This is a genomic window from Paenibacillus sp. J22P90, assembly GCF_059692195.1.
Window position 1 is genome coordinate 286,168 of the sequence record NZ_JCAUAY010000001.1, and the last position, 24,141, is coordinate 310,308.

The 24,141-nt window shown below is 43.8% G+C and carries 12 protein-coding genes; all 12 read left to right on the top strand.

What is annotated here, in order from left to right; genetic code table 11:
* Positions 1-40 precede the first annotated feature (40 nt).
* A complete protein-coding gene (locus AC58UX_RS01215) occupies positions 41-3,448 on the top strand; it encodes a COG1470 family protein (protein ID WP_497248913.1) in 3,408 nt (1,135 codons plus the stop codon).
* Positions 3,449-3,463: 15 nt separating this feature from the next.
* On the top strand, positions 3,464-6,613 hold the full coding sequence (locus tag AC58UX_RS01220; protein ID WP_497248915.1) for a heparinase II/III domain-containing protein: 3,150 nt from the start codon (positions 3,464-3,466) through the stop codon (positions 6,611-6,613).
* 227 nt (positions 6,614-6,840) lie between these two features.
* Complete coding sequence (locus AC58UX_RS01225; protein ID WP_497248917.1) at positions 6,841-7,848, top strand: right-handed parallel beta-helix repeat-containing protein; 1,008 nt, start codon at positions 6,841-6,843, stop codon at positions 7,846-7,848.
* Positions 7,849-8,052: 204 nt separating this feature from the next.
* Complete coding sequence (gene sigK, locus AC58UX_RS01230) at positions 8,053-8,577, top strand: RNA polymerase sporulation sigma factor SigK (RefSeq protein WP_497248919.1); 525 nt, start codon at positions 8,053-8,055, stop codon at positions 8,575-8,577.
* Positions 8,578-8,649: 72 nt separating this feature from the next.
* Positions 8,650-9,321 carry an ABC transporter ATP-binding protein gene (locus AC58UX_RS01235; protein WP_497248921.1) on the top strand — a complete coding sequence of 224 codons (672 nt, stop codon included), beginning with the start codon at positions 8,650-8,652 and terminating at the stop codon, positions 9,319-9,321.
* Between the two features lie 431 nt (positions 9,322-9,752).
* Positions 9,753-12,908 (top strand): CBM96 family carbohydrate-binding protein, encoded by a 3,156-nt coding sequence (locus tag AC58UX_RS01240; protein WP_497248923.1) that lies wholly within the window; start codon positions 9,753-9,755, stop codon positions 12,906-12,908.
* A gap of 120 nt (positions 12,909-13,028) precedes the next feature.
* Positions 13,029-15,275 carry an AraC family transcriptional regulator gene (locus AC58UX_RS01245; protein ID WP_497248925.1) on the top strand — a complete coding sequence of 749 codons (2,247 nt, stop codon included), beginning with the start codon at positions 13,029-13,031 and terminating at the stop codon, positions 15,273-15,275.
* Between the two features lie 216 nt (positions 15,276-15,491).
* Entirely contained in the window at positions 15,492-16,415 is a 924-nt protein-coding gene (locus AC58UX_RS01250; RefSeq protein ID WP_497248927.1) for an ABC transporter permease, read from the top strand.
* Positions 16,416-16,418: 3 nt separating this feature from the next.
* Positions 16,419-17,291 carry a carbohydrate ABC transporter permease gene (locus AC58UX_RS01255; protein WP_497250012.1) on the top strand — a complete coding sequence of 291 codons (873 nt, stop codon included), beginning with the start codon at positions 16,419-16,421 and terminating at the stop codon, positions 17,289-17,291.
* Between the two features lie 63 nt (positions 17,292-17,354).
* Positions 17,355-18,911 (top strand): extracellular solute-binding protein, encoded by a 1,557-nt coding sequence (locus AC58UX_RS01260; protein ID WP_497248929.1) that lies wholly within the window; start codon positions 17,355-17,357, stop codon positions 18,909-18,911.
* 119 nt (positions 18,912-19,030) lie between these two features.
* A complete protein-coding gene (locus tag AC58UX_RS01265; RefSeq protein ID WP_497248931.1) occupies positions 19,031-21,607 on the top strand; it encodes an exo-rhamnogalacturonan lyase family protein in 2,577 nt (858 codons plus the stop codon).
* Positions 21,607-24,075: a glycosylhydrolase-like jelly roll fold domain-containing protein gene (locus AC58UX_RS01270; RefSeq protein WP_497248933.1), complete on the top strand. Its 2,469-nt coding sequence runs from the start codon at positions 21,607-21,609 to the stop codon at positions 24,073-24,075. Before AC58UX_RS01265 ends, AC58UX_RS01270 begins: the two co-directional genes overlap by 1 nt.
* The last annotated feature ends 66 nt before the right edge of the window (positions 24,076-24,141 follow it).

Below are 24,141 nucleotides of genomic sequence, written 5' to 3' on the forward strand. Positions count from 1 at the left end.
AATACCCACATACACAATATTTGTTGGAGGAGTGAGACATATGACAGTACGAATTAACATTTTGGAAAATTGGCATCAACATGGTACCAAAAGTGATTATGGATATCAACTGAAAGAGTCCTTTAATCTAGAATTTCCGAACCTTCAGGATGCGGTAGGCTGGTATCCGATCGGTTTCGAAAGAGGGAATGACTCGGCCTTTGATGTTATGAATTGGCATGGTTTGGAATTGGTCTTTTATACGGCAGAAGAAGAAACTGAAATAATCATCAAGGCTGGTTTTATCGATCATGGGTCTGTTTCTACAGCGATATGGTTGGCGGGCAAAGGAGAACATCGAGTTAACTTAAAGTTGACTGATTTCGATATAGAAACGTGCAAAAAGAATATGTGGAGATTCCTCAAAAGTATTGAGCTGCGTGGAGATGCGGAGCTAATCCGGGCGGAGATTCGCAGGGGAAATCGAATCTATGTGGAGACGGATGTTCGGGGCAAATCTGGCGAAGTAGGCGATGAAGTCATCTATACAATGACGGTTTATAACTGTACAGAGTCTAAGCAAAGTGTAGCCGTAAAGCAGGTGTTTGAGGGATGGGAATCACTGCTGCCTGTCATTTCTCCCTCGCGATTCATATTGGAGCCGAATGGGAAGCAGGAGATTACAGCAAAAGTCCGCATTCATGACCGTATTGTTCCTGGTGGACATGAAAATACCCTGTTACGATTTATTGCAGGTGGAGATAGTGCAAGCGCTGTGGAAGTAGAAGTGAAAACAATGCGTCGATTGGCACATCCATACATCTATCATAATGAGGAACAATGGAAGTCCACGAAGGAAAAGATAGATCGGAATCCGATATTTAACAGAGGATATAAGCAGATTATTGCTGACGCAGAAGCCTGGCAAGTTATTCCGCCGGTTCCCACCCAGGAAAGAGATTATTGCTACAATACGAATGAGGAACATGGCATTATGTCGGCGGCGTATGCTTATGCACTTACTAAGGAACTGAAATATGCAGAGAAAGTAGCCAAATTTCTGCGGTATTTCATTGATGAAGAAACCGGATACCCGAAGAAGAAGAAGGGCTGCAGCGCAAGCTATGTACAAGAAGGACACTTCTTTCAGCATTTGGCAATTCCCTATGACATTATTCATAGCAGCGGTATCTTAACACCGGATGATCATCGCGGGATAGAAAAGACATTTCGAATATATATGGATATCCTAGATCATCACATACAGTCTGGACATATATCGAATTGGTTGCTATCTGAAATCACCGGAGCATTTTACTGTGCACTTGCGATCGAAGATATCGAACGAGCGTTGCGCTTTGTTTTTGGTGCTGGGGGCTCGATCGATCAACTAAAATATGGCTTGTTTAATGACGGTTGGTGGCACGAATGCTCTGTAGGCTATAATACGTGGGTTTCATCTATGTATATACATACGGCACATGCGCTCCTTCCGTTTGGATACAACTTATTGCATACACATTTCCGAATTCCGTTCAACGATGAAGTGAACAGTACGTATAACGGGCAAGATGCCGTCGTCAGGTTCGGCATGTATAACAAAAAGTGGGGCGGCAATCAGAAAAGCTACGTATGCATAAAAGATTTATTCGATGCGGTAATTCCGTTTCTTGACGATCGCGGAGTTTTATTCGGAATGAGTGATTCCGATGAGAAGAAGCTAGATGGTGTTCATTTTGGATCCACGTTTGACCTGGCTTATCAGTATTACCAAGACCCGGAATACATTCCGGTCATTCAACGCTTTCCTCAGGCTGATCCGATCTTTGGGCATGCTGAGCTGCCAGAATATGCATCGATGTATACGAAGAAGAATGCTTGTTCGGATAACGTTGGTATTGCGATGCTAAGAAGTCAAACTGAGGACCGTATACAGAGCGAGCAAATTCAAGCTGTGCTGCGCTATGGATCACATGGCTATGCGCATGGGCATTTTGATCGGACAGAACTGCTTTCCCTCATGCGTTATGGACGCAGCTTCTTTAACCCCGAGCATGTCTGGTGGGGATACCACCATTTCATGTACAAATTTTATGTTCAGAACTCCTTGACCAAAAACATGGTTGTTGTGGATGGGAAAATGCAGGTGCCATCCGATTCAAAAAGAGTGCTGTTTTACAGTGGTCATGCGCTTCAGGCAGCAGTGGTGGAGACAATCGCGCAGTGGTCATATCCGCCATATGGGGGCATGGTTTATCCCAATACGCAAACACTCGAGGAACGATGTGAGATGAACGCCAGTTGGCTGCCAAGGGTGGAGGCTACGCCGCCTTATGGTGAGTTGTCTGATTTTACCAAGCCTGTTGTTCAGAGAAGAGCGATGGCGCTTACCGATGACTATGTGGTTTTGTTCGATTATGTGAAAGGCGAAAAAGAGCATCAGTTTGATAACTTGTTCCAAATCAAAGGCTTCAAAGGCATTCAAGCCAACGATTTAATATATAAAAAGCATACGAGCCAATGGACAGATAATCCACTGTCTGATGGGCAATTCATAACCGATTGTCACTGGTACGATGCTGCTGGAACGAGTGTTGCCAGTTTTGAAATGATCTTCGGGGAAGGCGAAGACCAGAGAGGAAACCGCACGGCCCATAACGTGCCAGGTGTGTTAAAGATGGATGTGCATACTGCTTGGCCGCCAAAAACTGTTCAAATCACGGGGAGAGCTGCGGAACATCACGGCATTACAATTCCGTTAGCTTACCGTGTAGAGGTTGATGGTGAAGTGAGGGCTGATGGCGATTTTGGCGCATGGCTGCTTGGAGAAGGAAAATGTGACGTTGATCTAACAGGTGCTAAGTCGTTAAGTCTGCATGTGAAGAACGGGCCGATTTACACCGAACAAAAGTATCCCCTTCGAACAAAGCAGGGTTTATTTTGGGGAGAGGCCTATTTGTTGAGAGCTGATGGTTCCAAGTTGAAGCTCAGTGAGTTGGATATCTCGTGTACTAACGTTGATGCTGGACATGGAATAGGTAAGGATTATGAAGGTGGCAGAGTAACGATTGTTGGTAATGAATATCCGGATGCAATCCCAACTAGTCCAGTTGACCATGATCGAGAAGCTATCATTTGTCTCGACATATCGGCTTTGAACGCGGTGAAATTCGTAGGACTTATTGGAGCTGACGCTTTCCCAGGAGACGAAGCGCAGCGCCGTATCACATATGCGGTGCGGACACATGGCGAGATTGGTCGTTTCCTTACAGTCGTTGAGCCTTATGAATTAGAGCCAATGATTGTATCCGTGCTAACAGTTGACGAGAATACGGTAGAAGTTAACTTGAAAGACGGCAGAAAGCAAGTGATCCGAGTAAACAATATGGAACGGGAAGACATCAATTTGCAGCTGTCGGAATACAAGGATGGGCAGATTGTTCGAGAGGAAACAGCCAGTGGCAAGTAATGATACCAGAAGGGTGTGGGTATAGAGATGGAGAATCAGACGAGTACTGTGGCAAGTACGGCAAGAGACTACTTACAATCACTGGTGAACAGAGCGGAGTACCTGTTGGAAACGAGAGAAGCCTTTTTCACAGACGGGGCTAAATTGGCAATTTCCGATATAATCGATGCTGCTGAACGGGCACTGGAGGGGGAGGCAGGCATACCGTTCGTAAGAAATCGGCAGTTTTATTCTCCGAGATCAGAGGAGGCCATTCTTCTCGCCACCAAGCGTTTCACTATGACCCCTTCGTATAATTACGTGGGTAAAGTTTTTCACGAATACGGGCTGGAGCATGCATTGGTCTGGTTCGAGCAGCAGGATATGATGGCAGGGGGAGCGGCTGAACTTCCTGGCAAAGCAGACTTAGTGCTTGAGAAGGTGGAGGAAATGCTGCAGTCAGCGGTCTTTGGCAGTGCCATTGGTGAGTATGACGAAGCAACATCTGTATTATTGCGCCAGTCGAAGGAGCGACTTGCACAAGCGAAAGATGCTTTCGCAGTAAAGCCTAGAGGGGAAGAACTTGCTTTAGCTATTGTAGATTGTTTGAATTGTCTCCGAAATTTCCGCTATTCTCGCGTTCTACGCACAGACATAGAACCAGCTTCTACACTGTATTTAAACGATGCCTCTTTAGACAAGGTAAAAGCAAATATCGCGTCAGATTCGCTGTTGCAGGGACAGTACAATCAGATTATTGAGTTATCTGAGCGCTACAGTCTTAGCTATTTGGAGAAAGCCATGGATCTCATTGTGCGCGAAGACCCTGACTATAAACAAATCAATGAGTTGTTTTACGTATGGAGCTCCACTGATAAAATCGTCAATTTTACAGCTCCTGATCGTACGGTCAAAGCAACGCTTTCTATTGTCTTGCCGGGTGAAGAAAATGAGCAGGATGGTTTAGGCCATGTTTGGATCGACAATGTAGAGATTCTATCGGCGAACGGAGGCAGTCTTGCTATTTTGAATGGTGGATTTGAAGAAGGTGAGTTCATGCCGCATAGTTGGCGAGCCGAAACAGTAAGTGGCAATCCTGATCTGAGTTGGGAGTCAACATATCCATTTTGCGGTGGAGGCGATAGACGCGCTTTTGAGTCAGCGAATCCATCGTCGCAAGTCTCATTCAATTGCAAAGAAGGAACGATACCGCGATCTATTTATATTTGTAACCCGACGAAACTTGACGAGGGTAGTTGGACGTATTGCAATGAAATTACGTTGGAGTCAGGCATTGGGTATACGCTGACATTTGCCGCGAAAATTGATGGAAAGTTCAAACGTGGAATTAAAACGGTCATTACTTTTTTGGACGAAGCCGGGCAAGTCGTTGATGTATACCAATATTTCTTTAACCGCTCCTCCTCGCTTCCGAATGGCTGCTTTCAATTGACGATGCAATGCGACGCTATTCAATATGCTATGACGAAAGACGCTACCTATGCTTTAAAGGCAAAGTATGCAATTTTATATACGCTTAACGACTTCTGCCAGGGTGCTGAACATTGGCTAATTGAGAATTCACGCCCTCAGGGGAGCGATTCTTACGGTGCTGTGCAGGGGGGACGATTGCTATGCAGCGCAGCTGTCACCTACTCCTTCATTAAAGAAGCGTTTGTTTTTAACGAGGAAGAGAAAAGTCGCTTTTATGCGATGGTTGAGTACTTGCTTCGTTATATGCTGGATCTTAGGGATCGGACGGAGTTGTCCGCGAAAGATGCTCAGCGAGGCTGCAGCAACTGGCAGACCGATATGTGCGCGGGTACTGCGTATATGATGATGGTGCTGGACGATTTTCCGAATCGCAAAACATGGCTCTATAATGCACACGCGGTACTGCAGTCACAATTGGAGCTCAATGTGAACCCCGATAACTCCTGGCCGGAATCGATTCGTTATCACCATGCTGCATTAGAACGTTTTGCTGGCTATGCAAAAGTGGTGTCACATGTGATGGGTGAGAATTGGTTTGCCATGACCCGTCTAGCAGAGATGTTTGATTTCAGCATCCATATGCAGACGCCGGGGTATGTATTTTTTGACGGACGAATTGGCACACCACCGTTTGGTGATCATGCTCTCTCAGGCGGTTCTGAGTTCGGAAGCTACATTACTTACCTCGAAGAAGTAGAAAAAGTGGATAAACGGATTGCAGATCGCATGTACCAAACATGGGGAAGAGCTGGGAAGCCATTCAAAAAGTTTTGGGGCGAGGGTATCGCTTTAGATAACATTCTTGGTATTTGTCATAATTACGAGCCTTTGAGTACGCTCAAGTTGAATTCTAACAAGAGTTTCCCCAATGCAGGCATTTACATCTTCAGAAATGATTTTGGCGTCAGCAAACAAAGTTTCTTTGCGATTATGTCTAGTCCAAAACCCATAGCTCACGGGCACTTGGATCAAGGATCTTTTATTCTTTATAAAAATTCGATTCCCCTTGTGATGGACTCCGGGATCGAAGGGTATTTCGACAGTAGCACAAGTTGGCATATTAGCTCGTACTCTCACGCTTGTGTCCAATTCTCGACTCGACAAAAGCAATTCAAGAAGTCCGGCAATGGGGCAATTAATTTGTCAGCGGGAACGTACAGCCTAGAACGTGGATGGGTTGACGTTCCGAGGTCCAGCAGGGTGATAGCCTCTAACCTTGGAGGGGACATAGATCATATCTCCATCGAAATAATGAACCCTGAGGGTCAAGGGAGACATGTACGTGATGTGTACTATGTTAGAGAGCATGATCTTTATGTCATTTGCGACACCATTGAAGATTTTGAAGGCGAAGTACTTTTTAACTTGCCAGTTGCGTCGAAGTTTACGACAAGCAATAACTCCACTTTTTTATCGGAAGGTTATTATGATGTGGATCTAGAGACAGTATTCGTAAGCAAACTGAATCGTTCCTGGATTGAGAAAGGGAAAACCACTTCATTTATACCTACCGATTCAGGTAAAGCAACGATGATGGACTATATTCGCGCTGTGGCGGATGCCAAAGAAGGGTTTGTGACGATATTGAATCCAAAGGAGAGAGGCAGTAAGCAGATTAAGGAAGCTAGATATGAGCAAGAAAGAATCTGTATCACCTTGGATGAGGTTCAAATAGTAGTAAAATTGGAATAAGGTTTTTTAGAAGGAAGTGCACTTTTTTAAGATTAGTTAGTTTTTGATGAAAGTGTTTACAATTTATAGTTTTTTCTTCTTCGTTTTATCGATACGCTATCATTGAAAGGAGGCAAATCCCACGAGGGATACGGCAAGGATGTTTTGTTTTACATAATATTTTCGGGTAAGTAAAACTCAGGAGGTGTATTATGTTCAAAGTTAAACATGCTGGTTTTTCATTAATCATGAGTTGTGCAGTAGTTTATGCTTCACTAACAGCAGCTACACCTGCGCAAGCAGCAACAATGACTATTTCACCGGGTCAAAGCATTCAACAAGCGATGGACAGCCTGAAAAATCAGGGCTGTGGGACTTTATATCTAACGTCAGGAACTTATACAGTTAACTACAGCGTTAAAGTGCATAATGGATGTACCATACAAGGAGAATCCGCTACAAATCGTCCTATCATCCAATTGGCATCAGGGAAAGACGAACCCGTTATCACGAATGCCAGTATTCCCTTCTCGAACGTAGCTGCCAAAAATCTTGTGATCAAGGGCGGACTCTCCGCGAGTGAGCAAAACTTACCCGAATACTTCCATCAGGGTAGCACTCAGTATAACGATCGTATTAATAGCGGAGTCGAAACTAAAGCTTCGCTGGACGCCCGGATCGAGGCGGCGAGATTAAATGTGATTGGGATTGACTTTTCAGATAAACATAACGATGTAAGTAACACAGGTGCCACGATCGACAATGTTTTAGTACAGAACAGCTCTATGGGGGTCAATATCGGGAGAACGAATAACGTTACCATTAAAAACTCGAAAGTAGAGTATAATGGAGCGGTTAAGCAATATTATCACGGATTATACCTTAGTATCGTAGATAATGTTATCGTAGATAATCTGGATGCATCCCATAATTTAACGGGAATGGGATTAAAGGTAACCGACTTCTATGATGATAGGACTGAAACGAGCGTTAGTATTAAGAACAGTAAGTTTAATTACAATTACGACAGGGGCATGACTGTTTATCATATGAATAGCGTATACGTCGAGGGAAATGAAGCACACGATAATCTGAAATCTGGAATAAATATTATCGATTGTCAGAACGGAACTTTGAAAAATAACAATACGTACAACAATCCTTACGTCGTAAACGTATCTTATGACATATGGCTGGCTAGTAGTTCAGGCTTTACGATAAGCGGTAACACTTTTGGTACAAAGAATGGATTTTGATCTGGTTTAGCATTTGTTTTAATTCAATGGGACTGTCTTCAACAGATAATGGAGAAGTGCGAAGATTAAGAGTATGGGATGGTTAAAAATATAAAGAGTAATGTTTGCTCGGTTAAAAAGATTCGTGAGGGGTTGCGCCAAGATATGGCGCAACTTTTTTATGTGAGTTTTTTGAATGGGGTTTTATGAACTCATAGGTTTACCTTGCTTCGTGTCCACAACCTCAAAAAATTCGACAATACAGGAGAAGATTTGGAAGATTTGATCTCCATCGGGACGATTGGATTGATCAAAGCTATCGAATCCTTCTCTCCAAACAAAGGGACAAAGCTGGCGACTTTTGCAGCACGTTGTATCGAGAATGAGATCCTGATGCATCTGCGTTCGTTGAAGAAAACACGTAAAGATGTATCGTTGCATGATCTGATTGGAACGGACAAAGAGGGGAACGAAATTACGCTCATCGACATACTCGGTAGCGAGGCGGACGATGTGGTGGATGCGGTGCAGCTGAAGATTGAAAAGTCCAAAATTTACAGAAATCTGGAAATATTGGACGACCGTGAGAAAGAAGTCGTAGTCGGAAGGTTCGGGTTGGAGCTGGGCGGCGAAGAGCGGACGCAGCGGGAGATTGCGAAGGAGCTCGGGATTTCACGCTCGTATGTGTCGCGGATTGAGAAGCGGGCGCTCATGAAGCTGTATCATGAGTTTTATAAGGCGAAGCGGTAAAAGGGAATTGATTTCAGTTGTATTGAATCGCAATCTTCATTCATTTGGCTTCAAATAATGGAGGCGAAGACAATGACAGCCTTAATTCAGATTGAGCATGTGAGTAAATTTTATTTCATGGGCGGCGAAACCATACGAGCGTTGGATGATATTTCATTAGATATCGTGCAGGGCGAATATGTCGCCATTATGGGGCCGTCAGGATCCGGGAAGTCTACGTTGATGAACATCATCGGCTGCCTAGACGTGTCCGACGAAGGGGTTTACAGCCTTGATGGGATGCAGATTCACTCGTTGAAGGATTCACAATTGGCTGAAATTCGGAATCGGAAGATCGGGTTTGTTTTTCAGAGTTTTAATCTACTGCCTAGGTTAAGTGCTTATGAGAATGTGGAGCTTCCGCTGATTTATCGCGGACTATCGAGGAAACAGCGGGAGCCGCTTGTTCTGCAAGCGCTAGAAGCGGTAGATCTGCTGGATCGTCGGATGCACTTTCCTTCGGAGCTGTCTGGCGGACAGCAACAGCGTGTTGCGATTGCACGCACTTTGGCAGGAGATCCAGCGATCATCTTGGCGGATGAGCCAACGGGAGCGCTGGATTCGAAGACTGGCGTGGAGATCATGGATATTTTCAGACGGTTGAATGAGCAGGGGCGGACGATTATTGTGATTACGCATGACCGGCAGGTTGCGGAGCAGGCGAAGCGGGTAGTTAGGTTTTGGGATGGAAGATTGGTTCATTAGATATGGTTGGAACATAAATTAACTGATTGTAGTGGCGCCTTACGAGAAATCGTAGGGCTTTTTTAGTTCCCAACGCAAATGATTCTAGCTAAACCGGCCCGATATATACATTTAAGAGACGGAGACTCCTCAAATAGTAGGAGTCCCGTGCTGACAATTCGCCTTTCGATATGACAATTGATTAGCTAATTGACTATAGAGATGATGATTGCTTCCCTAAAGACTATAGACGGAACATTAGTCTCAAGCTAGAGTTGGTCTTGCAAGATGATGGGTAATTAGAAAATCGAACGAATTCGGAGGTGGTTTTCTGAAGAGGATATTTCCTCACAGAATAATTGTAAGCGGTTTAAAAAATGTATCACTATGCATTTCGCTTAATGTAGTCATACATCAGTGTAAAAAAGAAATGGATTGGGAGGTAAGATGTAATGTTAAAAAAAATGTGTAAAAGCGCGTTTTTGACTTTAAGTGCTGTATCTTTGTTTGCGGGGATATTAAATCCTGTACCAGTGAGTGCAGCAACTCCAATCTCCACCATAGACTCCTCATTTTCTACTTACGATAAGAATGTCATGAATGTGAATGGTACACCTTTTTTCTATAATGGCATTCAAATCAGGGACGATAAAGTTCTGCAAAGGTTTAACTATACGGATGCTCAATTCCAAAACTTGTATCAACAAGCTGCGAACGATGGGTTTACGGCTGTGAACTCACAGCTTCTGTGGTCGATGCTTCAGCCAGATCAGATTTTTCCAGCAACCGAAACAACGTACATAGCTGGTGGCAGCAATGCCAATACCAACTATTCTTCCAGTAGCTCCATAAAGGCAAAGTACGATTCAGCGGATGCGAGCAATCAGGCAATATCTTATATGAAATTTGATTTCTCTACGCTTTCAGGTACCTCAGCCGATGCATCGAAGATTAGAATTTATGTGAACAGCTTGGATACTGGAACAGCCAATCTGCATCTTTACGGAATTGCCAATGATTCCTGGAATGCTTCCACGATAACTTGGAACAGTGGTGCGCCTAATCATAGCGGCTACACAATAACAGGAACTGCTGGAGTAGATTATTTTGATATAGGTGGAACGCCTTCCTATGACCCTGTGAATCAAGTGGCTGTGTATGACTTCGATGTAACAGACTTTGTCAATAATCATGCTTTTGGGGATGGCAAGAAAGCGAGTTTCATTTTAAAGACAGATACAACCGATAGCATTGGCGTGACGATGGACGGAGCTACAGGAGCAGCTCTTCCTCCTCAACTTTACATATCTAGAGCGAACGTTTGGGATTATTCTTGGACTGATAAACTTATCAGCTGGGCAGAAGCTGCAGGACTGAAAATGGATTTGCTCTGGTTTGGATCGAATACGACAAAAGTGACTGCCGATAACAGAGTACCGTATTATGTGATTCGTAATTATGAAAAGTCGCAGGATAGTACGGGCAGAGTACTGCTCGAAAAAGGAACTTCTCCTACAACTAAGGATACTGTCTATCAGTTCTTAATGTCCATGGACGATCCAAATCTGAGAAGTAAGGAATATTCAGCAGTTAAAAATCTAATGGATCATATAGCCGTTTATAATACTGCTCATGGAGATAAGAAAACAATAATTGGTATTGACCTGAGCAACGAACCTGGCAATGCAATTAGTGGTGGACGCTCTTATTCCCCTTATAGCCAAGCTTTATGGACAACAGGAGGATATTCGTCGGTGAATACTTTTCAGGCAGACTCCTACTGGACATGGGTGCAAAATCTTGGTGCAGCAGTGAAACAATCGAATTACCCTGTATGGACAAGAATTAATTTTCATTCGTCAGAATATAACTTTGTTTATCGAAATGAGGAAACGAAAGCCAGCGGTGGAACCACTTACGTTGATTTCGTCGGTTACGATCCTTATATCGCTACGACAGATGAAGGCTTCCGTTATGGTCAGGGACTTTGGGTCGAATCTGAGTATTTAAATTATAATTATGGAAAAAATCTTCCAATGATTATGGAAACCTCTGGTTCGAGATCTAATTCGGATTATCTAAATCTTGCAACAATTGCAGGGGGATCCATCTATAATATATATAACATGATGGCTAATGACGGTAATGATCTATACAACAATGGAACAGGAAATGTTCCGGTTCCGAACAATACGAATATTAACGGAGTTAGAAATACAAATGCATGGTTGAAAACGTTGTGGTTTGATTTGGCAACCAAGCAACCAGACGGCGCAGGAGGCAGCAAGCTTAAGTTTTTTAATCAGCATGGGGACTCTTCGGCAAACATAACGAAGAAAATCCGCGGTGTTGATGTAAATTACACGACCAGTAATAAAGGTGTGGGCATCGCTGTAGAGAGAAGCGACAAAGAGATTGCGCTTGGAAGTAAAACGGCCTCAAGCTTTACCCTGAGAGGACTGCTTGTCTACGGTCCCGTTACGATGTCAACAGGATATTATGATTCAAACAACAATTGGGTCTCAACGGGAACGAAAGTGTTTACGAATAGTGGTAATGATGTAGTAGTCAATATGAATGCTTATGAGACGGTAAGAGTGCTGACAACCAACTCGACGAATGCTCTGAGTACCTTTTTTTCCATTAATGACAATTTTAACGGGCAGACAACAGGAAGCGCTCCAAGTGGATGGACGACGACTGGAACCAGCGGCGGAACAGTCAGTATCACAGAAAAACCAGGTCTATTAGATAAAAGTCTCCGCATCAATAGGACTTCTACATCGGCGGGGCAGTCTATTGCAGAAAAATCATTCACACCGTTAAGTGGGATCGTGAAGTTGGGGACGAAAATACGCACGGACGCAACGAATAAATGGTTTGCTGCACCTTATGTATATGACAGTGCAGGAAACGCAGTAATTAAGTTGGCTTTTGATGCCACTGGTAATATTACGTATATGAATTCAAGTGGTACCTGGACAGTGTTACAAACCTATTCGTCAAAGACCTGGTATAACATCCAGATGGAGGTCAATACGGACGCAGATACGTATGATCTGTATATTAATGGAATAAAAAAGCTTAGCCAAGTACCTTTTACCACCTCGGTTTCCGATATCGCAAAGGTACAGTTTTATACCGAAAATGCTGCAGGTGCGGCGGATTTTGACAACGTAAAAGTCTATTATGAATATGCATCAAACAACATTAAACTAAAAAACAGAGGGACTGGGAAATACATTGATGGTATGGGGCGCACCTCGGATGGCGATAATACGGGGCAGTATGGAAACGGCAGTAGTACGAATCAGCAATGGGTTATCGAGACAATTGGGAACTATGTCAAAATTAAGAATGTAAATACGGGGTTATATTTAGATGGAATGGGGCGTACAACGGATGGTGATGTTGTAGGTCAAATGCATAGCAGTACAAGTACCGATCAGCAATGGACCGAGGAAATTGTTGGGAATTATGTGAAATTCAAAAACCGCACTACTGGCAAATATGTGGACGGTATGGGCAGAACTACCGATGGCAGTGACTTAGGGCAATACGGTATAGGTACCAGTTCTAATCAGCAATGGCAGTTTGTACTACCTTAGTAAGTTAAGCCCGGTTATCCTAGAGGATGGCCGGGCTGTATAATGCCATTGTATTGTTTTAACTGCTATGAGAAGCTACAATTGTTATATCAATTTTACATATAGATATTGAGGTGTTTCATGAAACGTTTCGGCTCGACTTTGCGATATCGGTTACTTTTGTTTGGTTTTCTTCTTGGCGTGCTACCCGTTGTTACATTAGGGATTATTACCTATCATATTGCATCGAACACGGTACAGGAGAAAATTAGTGAGGCTAACCAGCTTGTTGTCGATCAAACCCAATTTCGCATAGATAAGGCGATGAAGTCGCTTAACGGAGCTATTTTTGAAGTTCTAAGCATTGCCAGGGTAGAGACATTGTTAGATCGTTCCTATAATAAGACTTATGAAGACAAACGAGATTTTTCTGAGATGGTTAATGCGATCAATCAAGTAAGAGCAGATGGCCTAACGTTACATACCAGAGTTTTCAGTCTAATTGCCGACTGGGCAGTGGATAACTCTGGTTTTATTACCCCGTCTGAAGTAGATAGTATACTTCAGAAGAAAATGTTTCAGGAAATTCAAGAGAACTCAGCAGGTTCCTATTGGACGAGTGACCAGGTGAATGTTTACTTAGTGAAGCAATTGCCTGTGTTTTCTAAACATCCAACCGGCATGATTATCGTAAGTTTTCCAATTGATGAATTGACTAAGCAACTTGGCGACTCCCGGCAGCTGGGGTCTCTGCTCATTTTGGATCAAACACTGTCCGTCATTACCGGCCAGAATAAGTTTACCCCGCGCGATGACTGGTCGAATAACACACCGATTAAGCAAATTGTTCAATCGGACCAATCGTCAGGAAGCGTTCAAGGTAATGTACAAGGTCAAGATTCAACGATTGTGTATCATAAATCGGATTACAGTGGATGGACGTTCTTAACTGTGGTGGATTTGAGTGAATTGAATAAAGATTCCAAACAAATTGCAGGGTACACCATACTTCTGGTATGCATAATTCTTCTCGTGAGTTTCGTAGTTATTCTTCTAGGTTCACGAAGTGTTTACCAACCCATATCCCAGTTGTCTCGTTATGTATCATCATCCGTAGGATTAAGACAAGGAAAAGATGAACTGCATCTCATTGGGGAAGGTATTCGTACACTTGTATCTAATCAAACGCTGCTTCAAACCCAAATTCAAGATCATTTCGTATTGCGGCTCGTCCAGGGGGAGGTTCACTCCAAAGAAATACAGACCAAAGAAAGCGTATTTCCCCAAATCGTTGGCTGGCATACATTCGTAGTGGCTGTGCTGCAGATCGATACGTTAGAGGGAACGAATTATGCTGAACGTGATCGAGAATTGCTGATGTTTGCAATTAACAACATTGTTGGGGAGATTGTTGCCAAAGAACATCGACTTCCTCCCGTCTTAACAGGCCGCAATCAAGTAACGATCATTGGAACAGGAAATCAGGGGAATCTTCCATTTAAGCGGGAGCTTTTTGATATCGGCGAGCAAATACGCACGGCGGTAGAAACATTTTTAAAGTTGAAAATTACAATTGGGTTCAGTCGATTTTTTATGGATTGGTTTCACATTTCAAAAGCTTATCGCGAAGGCATTGAGGTACTCAAATATAGGGATCGGCTTGAGGATGCACATATTTTGTTTATGGACGACATCATTCCGGTAACGGTTGTGGCAGCTAAATATCCGAAAGAGCTCGAATTGGATGTAAGGGACGCCATACGACTTGCTCAGCGGGATAAAGTGCACGAGTTGACACGATCTTTTGTTAAAACGGTATTTGCCAGAGGAATGAAACCATCCGAGTATCGGTACATGGTGCTTCGTTTTGCGATAAGTATTTACGAAGTGTTCCAGGAAGAAGGCATTCAACTCACAGAAAATGAGGGAGATGAAGGCGACTGGATCGAGCAATTGAATAAAAGAGATTCCATAGCTGAAGTAGAAGGTTGGTTGATAAACAATCTTATTAATCCGATCGTAAGTGAGCTGGAACATCGCCTTCAATCTCAATTCACCTCCATTTCAGAAGATGTCAAGCGAATGATCTACCAAGAGTATGATTCTGATCTTACGTTGGAACTCATTGCATCGCGTTTAAATTATCACCCGAAATATATTGGAACCGTATTTAAGAACGAAACTGGCGTTTCTTTTAGTGAGTATTTATCAGGCTATCGCATTCAAATTGCCAAACAATGGCTGATCGAAACCGATTTGAAGATAGCACAAATCGCCGAACGATTGAAATATCATAACCCAGGTAACTTCGTACGTTTCTTCCGCAAGGAGACTGGTGTGACACCTGGCCAGTATCGGGAACAGCAGAACGTCCGAGCTCCCAAATAAGAAAAATCCGTCATGGCTACTGACGGATTTTTTTGTGCGTTGTTATCGTGCTGACAACTACTCTTCCGTAATGACAATTAGTCTTCGAATTGAATACTGGAATGATAGGTGCTTCCCTGAAGACTATCGACGAAACAGTGGCGACGCTCTAATGTTAATGGTGCAAGGCGATACGTTATCGTCAAATTATTTCGAACAAACATGGAGGTGTGGCTGATGATAACGATGACAGCACGAAAGCAATGGCTTCGTAAATGGACGTATCATCGATGGTTGTATGCAATGTTGCTCCCAGGCATTGTTTACTTTCTAGTATTTCATTATTTACCAATGTATGGGGTCATCATAGCTTTTCAAGATTATTTTCCATACCTAGGCATCGGGCACAGCAAGTGGGTAGGTTTAAAACACTTTCATGCTCTGATCAGTGATCCAAACTTCTTTTTGATATTTAAGAATACCGTGATACTAGCGATATACAATATTTTATTTTTCTTTCCGCTTCCGATTATCATCGCGATCTTGTTAAACGAATTAAGATCGGAAAAATTTAAACGAACGATTCAATCATTAATCTATTTACCTCACTTCATTTCTTGGCCTGTTGTCGTCGGCCTGACCTTTGTCGCATTTAGTAATGGAGACGGTCTTGTTAACAAGCTCATTACGTCTATTGGCATGGAACCCGTCAATTTTTTAGGGGATCCTGATTATTTTCGAACGTTTATTACTTCGCAAGTGATTTGGAAAGAAACGGGATGGGGAACCATCATCTTCTTGGCCGCTCTAGCTGGAATTGATCCGCAGTTATACGAAGCTGCCAAAATGGATGGAGCCAATCGAATCCAGCAATTATGGTATGTATCGCTGCCAGCACTTCGTACGACGATTATTTTGCTTCTCATCTTACGTCTGGGCACCTTTTTGAACAGCGGGTTTGAGCAAATCTTTCTGATGTTAACACCACTTAATCGAAATGTCGGGGAAGTGTATGACACGTTTGTTTATACCTCTGGTATTACAAACAGTCAATTCAGTTATAGTACGGCTGTAGGATTGTTTAAGTCGGTCGTCGGACTTGCGCTTGTTCTTCTTTCCAATGCAATTGCAAAATGGTTCGGCGAGGAAGGGGTGTACTAATTGATTAAAAAGCAATTCGGGGAGAAAGTGTATGACGGCTTTATTTATGTCATTCTTATCCTATTTGCCGTGTTGGCACTCGTGCCATTCTTATATGTTATATCGGGTTCCTTAGTCTCAGAGCGAGAATTACAAACGCATACAATTGTATTATTTCCAACGGAAATCGCTCTAGGAGCTTATAAATATATATTCTCATCGGAGACGATTCCAAGAAGTTTGCTCATTTCTATCTTTATTACAGTAGTAGGAACATTGCTCAATTTGATTTTCACCACACTGATGGCATATCCACTTGCAAAGAAGACACTTCCCGGCAGGCAAATCATTAATGTAATGGTTGTGTTTACTATGCTGTTCAGTGGTGGATTGATTCCCAGTTATCTCGTTGTCAAGTGGCTTGGATTACTCAATAGCTATTGGGCTATTTGGTTGCCAGGTGCGATCAGTGCATTTAACTTGATTCTGCTTCGTAACTTTTTCCAAGCTCTCCCCATCGAATTGGAGGAATCAGCGAAAATTGATGGCTATAACGATCTGCAAATTTTATGGAAGATTGCTGTGCCACTTTCCAAGCCAGCAATGGCTACATTCGCGCTCTTCTACGCAGTAGGGCATTGGAATTCATATTTTAATTCAATTCTGTATCTGAGCAAAGCTACTATGTGGCCTGTACAAGTTTGGCTTAGACAAATTACGATTTTATCCCAAGGTGGATTCTCCGATGCAAGTTCGATGGATGCTGCAATGTTAATACCTCCAGATTCCATTAAGTTGGCCGTTATCGTCGTTGCGACGGTTCCTGTATTACTTGTATATCCATTTCTTCAAAAGTATTTTACAAATGGGTTGTTATTGGGTTCGGTTAAAGGATAGGCTTATAAAGAAGCCTGATCTCTTAATACATAGTTTGACACTATATCAGGAGGGGTATGTCTTATGAAAATTAAAAAATGGAAAAAAGTTGCAGGAACTGCGTTGTGTTTGACGTTATCCGTTTCGATGCTTGCTGCATGTAGCTCAAATGGAAATACGGAAGTAGCGAAGGTGTCTGAAAGCCCAGGGAAAGAAACTTCAAAAGCCAAGGAACCAACAAAAATTACGGTATTAACACCTCTATTTAATGCACAACCGCCTAAGGGAGATACGGAAAATCCAACTTTTAAAAAGTGGGAGGAGCTGACCAATACAAAAATTGATATCACTTATGTCCCCAATGCAACTTATCCTGAAAAACTAAATGTGAGCATTGCGTCCAGCGATCTTCCAATGATGGTTACGATTACCGATGCGAAAAATCCCTCCTACATTAATGCCTCACGGGCCGGCCAATTCTGGGAAGTAGGGCCATATTTAAAGGACTATCCGAACTTAAATAAAAATATTCCTGAGTCGGTTAAGACAAACACCTCGATTGATGGCAAGCTATACGGAGTTCCGCGTCTTCGTTTTGTAACACGCGTTGGATTACACATCAGACAAGATTGGCTGGATGCCTTAGGGTTGAAGATGCCACAAACATTGGATGAAGTTTATAAGGTAGCAAAAGCATTTACAGAGCAGGACCCAGATAAAAATGGAAAAAACGATACATTCGGTTTCGCAATGGCTGGTAGTGTGGATCGCTTCTGGGACGGACTCGATTTCTTCTCTGTTGCCAATGGAGGGTTCAATCAATGGGGAATCCAAGATAATAAAGTTACGCCTGATTTTATGACTCCTGCGTTTGACGATGCTTTAAAACTAGTTCATAAAATGATGGAGGAAAAACTATCTCCTCCTGACTTTGGTGCTCCGGGTTATGATCATAACAAGCTATTCCAACAGGGTAAATTCGGTATGTACGTAAGTGCAATCGATGGTATCGAAAGTACACTAACGAGTGCAAAACAAATCAATCCAAATGTATCATTATCGTATAGCGCAGTGATGACTGGAACCCAAGGGTCGAAAGGGCCGGCTAACAATGGACATGCAGGTTTACTTTCCTTTCCGAAATCGGTTGTCAAAACAGAAGCTGATTTAAGAAAATTACTGGAATTCCTTAATCGTTCAATGGACGATGATGTGTACAACCTGCTGAAAGGCGGAGCAGAAGGTTTATACACGAAGAAAAATGAAAATGGTCAATTAACTTATATTGATTCTGCAGCTCAACAGAGCTTAGCTAATGAGGTTGGCCCATTCCAGCAGTTTGTTACATGGCCGGCTACAAAGCCATCCCCGTTCGATACCGATTACAAGAAGAAACTAGTTGCCTACCTTGCAGACAACGAGAAGAATTTGGTGCCGAATGTGGCAGAACCATTCGTATCCCAAGCTTGGACGGAAAAGGGTGGCGAGTTGAACAAGATTATTAAAGATGCATTGACGAAGTATATTATTGATGGAAAATGGGACGATTATAAGAAAGCGATTGATACATGGCAACAACGGGGCGGTAGTAAAGTCATGGAAGAATACACAGCGGCTTATAATGCTTCCATCAAGAAATAAGGGTGAATGATTTACGAAGGAGATGGCAGAGTGCTGTCATCTCTTTTTATTTTAGGCAGTACAAGAAGTAGGCAGAATTGAAGGATGATTTCATCGATAAAAAGAAAGGAAGAGGCCGCATGTCGAAGTTAGAATTACGGTGGCTAACTCCAAGAAAAGCATCGTACACACCGGTAAGTTTTGGGACACCTTGGGCTAACGGAGTTCTGCTGCCAGGGCAGAGTGTGTCACTTCAGGATGAAACAGGAGTATCAATCCCAGTCCAGAATAAAATAAACGCTTACTGGCCGGACGGTTCTGTAAAATGGCTACTCCATAGCGCCGTACTGCATACAGACAAAGATTATCGTATTGAAAAAGGAGCAACGGCTGATATTGAGGATCGGATTACCGTCTGCCAGTCCGTGGATGGGACCCTATCCATAGAAAGTGCCCTTATTTCCTGCAAAATTCAGAAAGGAAATAGGTTGATTTCCTCTCTGCTGCGCAAAAAAACCGATCAAAAGACTTTTTCCGCCGAGTTAGCAGCTTTTCTTGAGAACAGAGCGATGCAGAAAAGCATCGAAGTCATAACCATTCATAAGCTAAGTGGGGTCACAGAGCAAATTACGTTGGAAGAAAACGGTCCGCTGAGGGCGGTAGTTAAAATAGAAGGCTTCCACGAATATGAGGATCGAGCGGATCGAATATTTCCTTTTGTGATCCGGCTCTACTTTTATGCGGGTAGCGATGAAATTAAAATCGTGCATAGCTTTGTATTCAATGCGGATGAGAACAAAGATTTTCTCAAAGGACTTGCTGTACAGTTTCATTTACAAGCGAGTGGTGAGTTGTGGAATCGCCATGTAGGTATTACAGGGGATTCTGGGATGTTTTATGAGGCAGTGCAGCCGATGTATCAATACCAGGGCATCCATCCCGCTTATGAGGTGCAGCAAAAGGATGGTCAATTTGTCTCTCTTGATCCTGTAACGGATTCGGCATTCCTGGAGAATGTTCGGGATAACGCGGCGTGGGGGGACTTTCGCCTGCAGCAGCATGCTTGTGATCATTACGGGGTTTTCAAGAGAACGAAACCTGGTTGTACGTATATCCCAGCGGTACAAGGAAATCGTTCGAAAGGGAGCATGTTCTTTGGCTGCGAAAGTGTCATTATGGCCGCCGCAGTCAAAGATTTTTGGCAAAATTGCCCGATGGCGCTTGAACTTACGGACGCTATCGGAGCAAGCCCAACTATGACCGTCTGGCTTTGGAGCAAGTATGGGGAAGCATTCGATTTCCGAGCTTACGATACGGTTACGTATAAATACTCGTATGGGGAAATTGACAATCATCCGGAAGGCATAGCGAATACCAATGAGATATTCATCAAGCTTTTTGATCATATGCCAGGTAAGCAGGCAATTCTTGATTTTGCAGAAGACGTGCAGACAGATGCTATGCTAGTGACAGATTTGGCTGCTTATGAGGAGACCCAAGTATTCGGAACGTATTGGTGTCCGCCGAAGGAGGAGAAGTTCCAAGACGCGGCGCATGAGAAAGCATGGCTCGGTTTCCTTGATTTCTATATCAAAGAAGTAGAGCAGCGTAAGTGGTATGGGTTCTGGGATTATGGCGATGTGATGCATACCTATGATCCAGCTCGACACAACTGGCGTTATGATGTCTGCGGATTTGCTTGGCAGAACACGGAACTTTGCAATACGTATGTCAATTGGCTTGCCTTCTTGCGTACCGGAGATTATGACATCTATCGGTTCGCTCGAGCAATGACACGCCATACCAGTGAGGTCGATACGTACCATTTAGGGAAATTTGCGATGCAGGGTTCTCGTCACAATGTGCGTCACTGGGGATGCAGGTGGAAAGAGCCGCGGATTTCGATGGCCGGTCACCATCGATTCTTTTATTATCTGACCGGAGACGAACGCATCGGAGATATTATGGACTTTGTCAAGGACGCAGACTATTCGTATCAATTTGATCAAATGACCATGGTGGATGGGAAGGCACCTGTTCGTACAGGCCCAGATTGGTCGTCCTATGTCTCCAATTGGATGACACGATGGGAGAGATTCCAGGATACGAAGTATCGGGATAAAATTCTGTTCGGACTGAACGGTATCAAGAAGGCACCGAATCGACTGGCTTCCGGCTCCACATTCCTTTATGACCGGGAGACCGGCGACATGGGTTATTTGAGCGAAGGGAACTACCAGTACCACATGGTGATTTGCTTCGGAGGTCCGGAGATTTGGTTTGAGCTTGCTGATCTTCTTCAAGATGAGGAATTGAAAGATATGCTTGCGCAGTTCGGTGATTACTTCGCTATGACTCCGGAGGAGAGAATGGAGAAGTCAGGCGGGCTGTTTAATGAGGCGAACGACAAGGCTTGGGGTGGTGTAAGGTTCGGGATACGCATGGTAGCTTACGCTGGATATCGCTTTAGAGACTCGGATCGAATTCAGCAAGCCCTTGATATGCTTGCTCAAGATCCGGATCTAAGCTCCAATACACCTGGAAGAATCGATGAGGAAGGCAACGTGGTATATACGGAGGTCGAGCCTGCAGAATATGTCCGCAGGATTCAAGAGGTTGAATTTGCAAATACGAATGGGATTTCCCAATGGAGCTTGAACTATATTGAAACGGCCAAGATTAGAGCAATGGTCGGGGAGAAGGAACGAGGTGCGTAATGAAAGAGTTTGAGGAATTAAAACGGCAGTTTATTGAGCCTTCTGACGAATTTAGCCCCATTCCATTCTGGTTTTGGAACGATGAACTATCCAGAGAGGAGATTATTCGCCAAATTCATGACTTTCATTCAAAAGAAGTGAATGGTTTCGTCCTTCATCCGAGAATGGGATTACCACGCTCAATAACCTATTTGTCGGATACGTATATGGAACTGGTTGAAGTAGCCGTCTCTGAAGCGGCTGCACTAGGCATGAAGGTCATTCTATATGATGAGGGCATGTATCCGTCCGGATCAGCGTGTGGCATGGTAGTTCAGCAAAACCCGGAGTATGCGAGCCGGGGGCTTCAGCTTAGGGAATACACGGTGGAGGGGGCGGAATCACCAACGCTTATTCCCATTTCATTAGCACGAGATGAACAGCTAATCTCTGCGCAAGCTGTGCGTAAATTATCTGAGAAAAGCTTTGCAGCGGATAGCCTGATCCTGCTTGAAATTGAGCAAGAAGTGGTGGAATTCACACCTCCGGATGCCGGAAACTGGTCACTGCTGCTATTTGTCGAGACACCGTCTTGCGGAAGTATCCGCGGTGTGCACGCCGGTCAAGATGACGGTGAGCCTGATGCTCCGCTTGCAGCTGATCTGCTAAACCCGGACGCAGTACAATGTTTTATTTCGTTGACGCACGAAAAGTATTATGCCAAGCTAAGCCGTTACTTCGGTACAACCGTATTTGCCATGTTTACCGACGAACCGGATCTGCTTGGACGCGGACATAAGAAGGGGTTAAAGCCTTGGACTCGTGCCTTTTTGCAGGAATACTTCGCTAACGGAGGCAAGGAGCAGGATTTGCCTGCTCTTTGGCTGGAGGCGGGGCAACACACAGAGTCAATTCGCGAAAACTATGAATCCGTACTTCGTCAGCGTATGATTCGAACCTATTACAAGCCATTAGCCGACTGGTGTAGTACACATGGCATTGCTCTTACGGGTCATCCGGCCGGTAGTGATGACATCGGGTTATTGGAGCATTTTCACATTCCGGGTCAGGATGTGGTCTGGCGATATATTGCACCTGAAGATGATAAAGCACTTACAGGCGTACATAGCACAATGGGCAAATGCTCGTCAGATGCTGCACGTCATCGAGGCAGACGGAGAAATTTGAATGAGAGCTTTGGTGTTTGCGGCATTGAGGGTGGTTGGTCACTTAGCGCGGATAATATGAAATGGTATCTGGATTGGCTGTTTGTCCGCGGTGTTAATCTGATTAGTCCGCATGCTTTCTACTACTCCATTCGTGGAGAACGCAGAGATGAGCGGCCACCCGATGTAGGGCCAAACAATATTTGGTGGTCCGAGTACGCGCAATTCTCCAGATACATCAAACGTATGTCATGGTTAATGACCGACAGCAGAAACGGCGCAGAAATAGCTGTGTTGGCAGGAGCTGCCTACCTGCCTTGGAGAATTGTAAAGCCGCTATATGAGCGACAAATCGAATTTAACTATTTGGAAGAATCGCTATTAGGCGACACCTGTCATTGCACGAACGGAGCGCTTGAAATTGCTGCTTATAGATATAAAGCGCTGCTGATCGAAGATGGGTCGCGCCTCGCAATAGAAAGCTGGTCGTTACTGGAGACTTTTGTGCAGCAAGGTGGTCTGGTTATTGAGTTTTCTGGAGAAAAGGGGAAAGGCAAGGATATCGGTCAGTTGTATCTCGACGAGGCAGAGGAAATCCCGGACATGCTTGCGAGCCGACTAGGTCAAGACGCTGAACTTGTGCCAGCGTCAGCTGCTATCCGACTCAGCCAAATCACAAAAAATGATAGGCTGTTCTGTGTGGTTGTGAACGAAGGGGAAGGCAGCTATGAGGGTACGCTTGAATTGAAGCATGCAGGTCAAACAGAGTATTGGAACCCATGGACTGGGGAATGTAAGCCTGCTCTGATGGAAAGAACTGCGGTAGGACAGCGTGTTCAACTCAAGCTTGAGCGAAGAGAAAGTCTGATTATTGCAATTGATCCGAGTGAACCTATGAGTATAAATGCATTGGAGGCATTGGAAATCACGCTCTTTGAGGATTTGTCGTCTGGCTGGCGGGTGCTTGACGGACCTCATGCGGGGGAACTTGAAGCACTTGAATCTTGGACTGAGTGGGCTGACATGGAGCACTTCTCGGGAACAATTGTCTATGAAAAACAGTTGGTGTGCAATTCACTTTTTTCATGGGCTGAAGTTACGCTAGATTTGGGCATTGCTCATGAGTTTGTTCGGGTATGGGTGAATGATCAGGATGCAGGTGTTCGCATGTGGAGTCCTTATGTATTTAATATTGGGAAGGAACTACAGGAAGGTGTAAATGTTGTGCGAGTTGCGGTCAGCAATAGCCTAGCAAATCGCTATGACAGTAGATCATACCCCTCAGGATTAATTGGACCGGTGCGTCTTATATTCAAAAATTAACGGGAAACTTCTCATTGTGTGAGTATTTTGAGTAACTATTTATGGAGCAAACTAATTCTGAGAGGT

What these genes read in the sequence shown, in the direction of transcription:
- AC58UX_RS01215 (WP_497248913.1), top strand. Translation starts at nt 41, where the DNA reads ATGACAGTACGAATTAACATTTTGGAAAATTGGCATCAACATGGTACC.
- AC58UX_RS01225 (WP_497248917.1), top strand. Translation starts at nt 6,841, where the DNA reads ATGAGTTGTGCAGTAGTTTATGCTTCACTAACAGCAGCTACACCTGCG.
- AC58UX_RS01235 (WP_497248921.1), top strand. Translation starts at nt 8,650, where the DNA reads ATGACAGCCTTAATTCAGATTGAGCATGTGAGTAAATTTTATTTCATG.
- AC58UX_RS01240 (WP_497248923.1), top strand. Translation starts at nt 9,753, where the DNA reads ATGTTAAAAAAAATGTGTAAAAGCGCGTTTTTGACTTTAAGTGCTGTA.
- AC58UX_RS01245 (WP_497248925.1), top strand. Translation starts at nt 13,029, where the DNA reads ATGAAACGTTTCGGCTCGACTTTGCGATATCGGTTACTTTTGTTTGGT.
- AC58UX_RS01250 (WP_497248927.1), top strand. Translation starts at nt 15,492, where the DNA reads ATGATAACGATGACAGCACGAAAGCAATGGCTTCGTAAATGGACGTAT.
- AC58UX_RS01260 (WP_497248929.1), top strand. Translation starts at nt 17,355, where the DNA reads ATGAAAATTAAAAAATGGAAAAAAGTTGCAGGAACTGCGTTGTGTTTG.
- AC58UX_RS01265 (WP_497248931.1), top strand. Translation starts at nt 19,031, where the DNA reads ATGTCGAAGTTAGAATTACGGTGGCTAACTCCAAGAAAAGCATCGTAC.
- AC58UX_RS01270 (WP_497248933.1), top strand. Translation starts at nt 21,607, where the DNA reads ATGAAAGAGTTTGAGGAATTAAAACGGCAGTTTATTGAGCCTTCTGAC.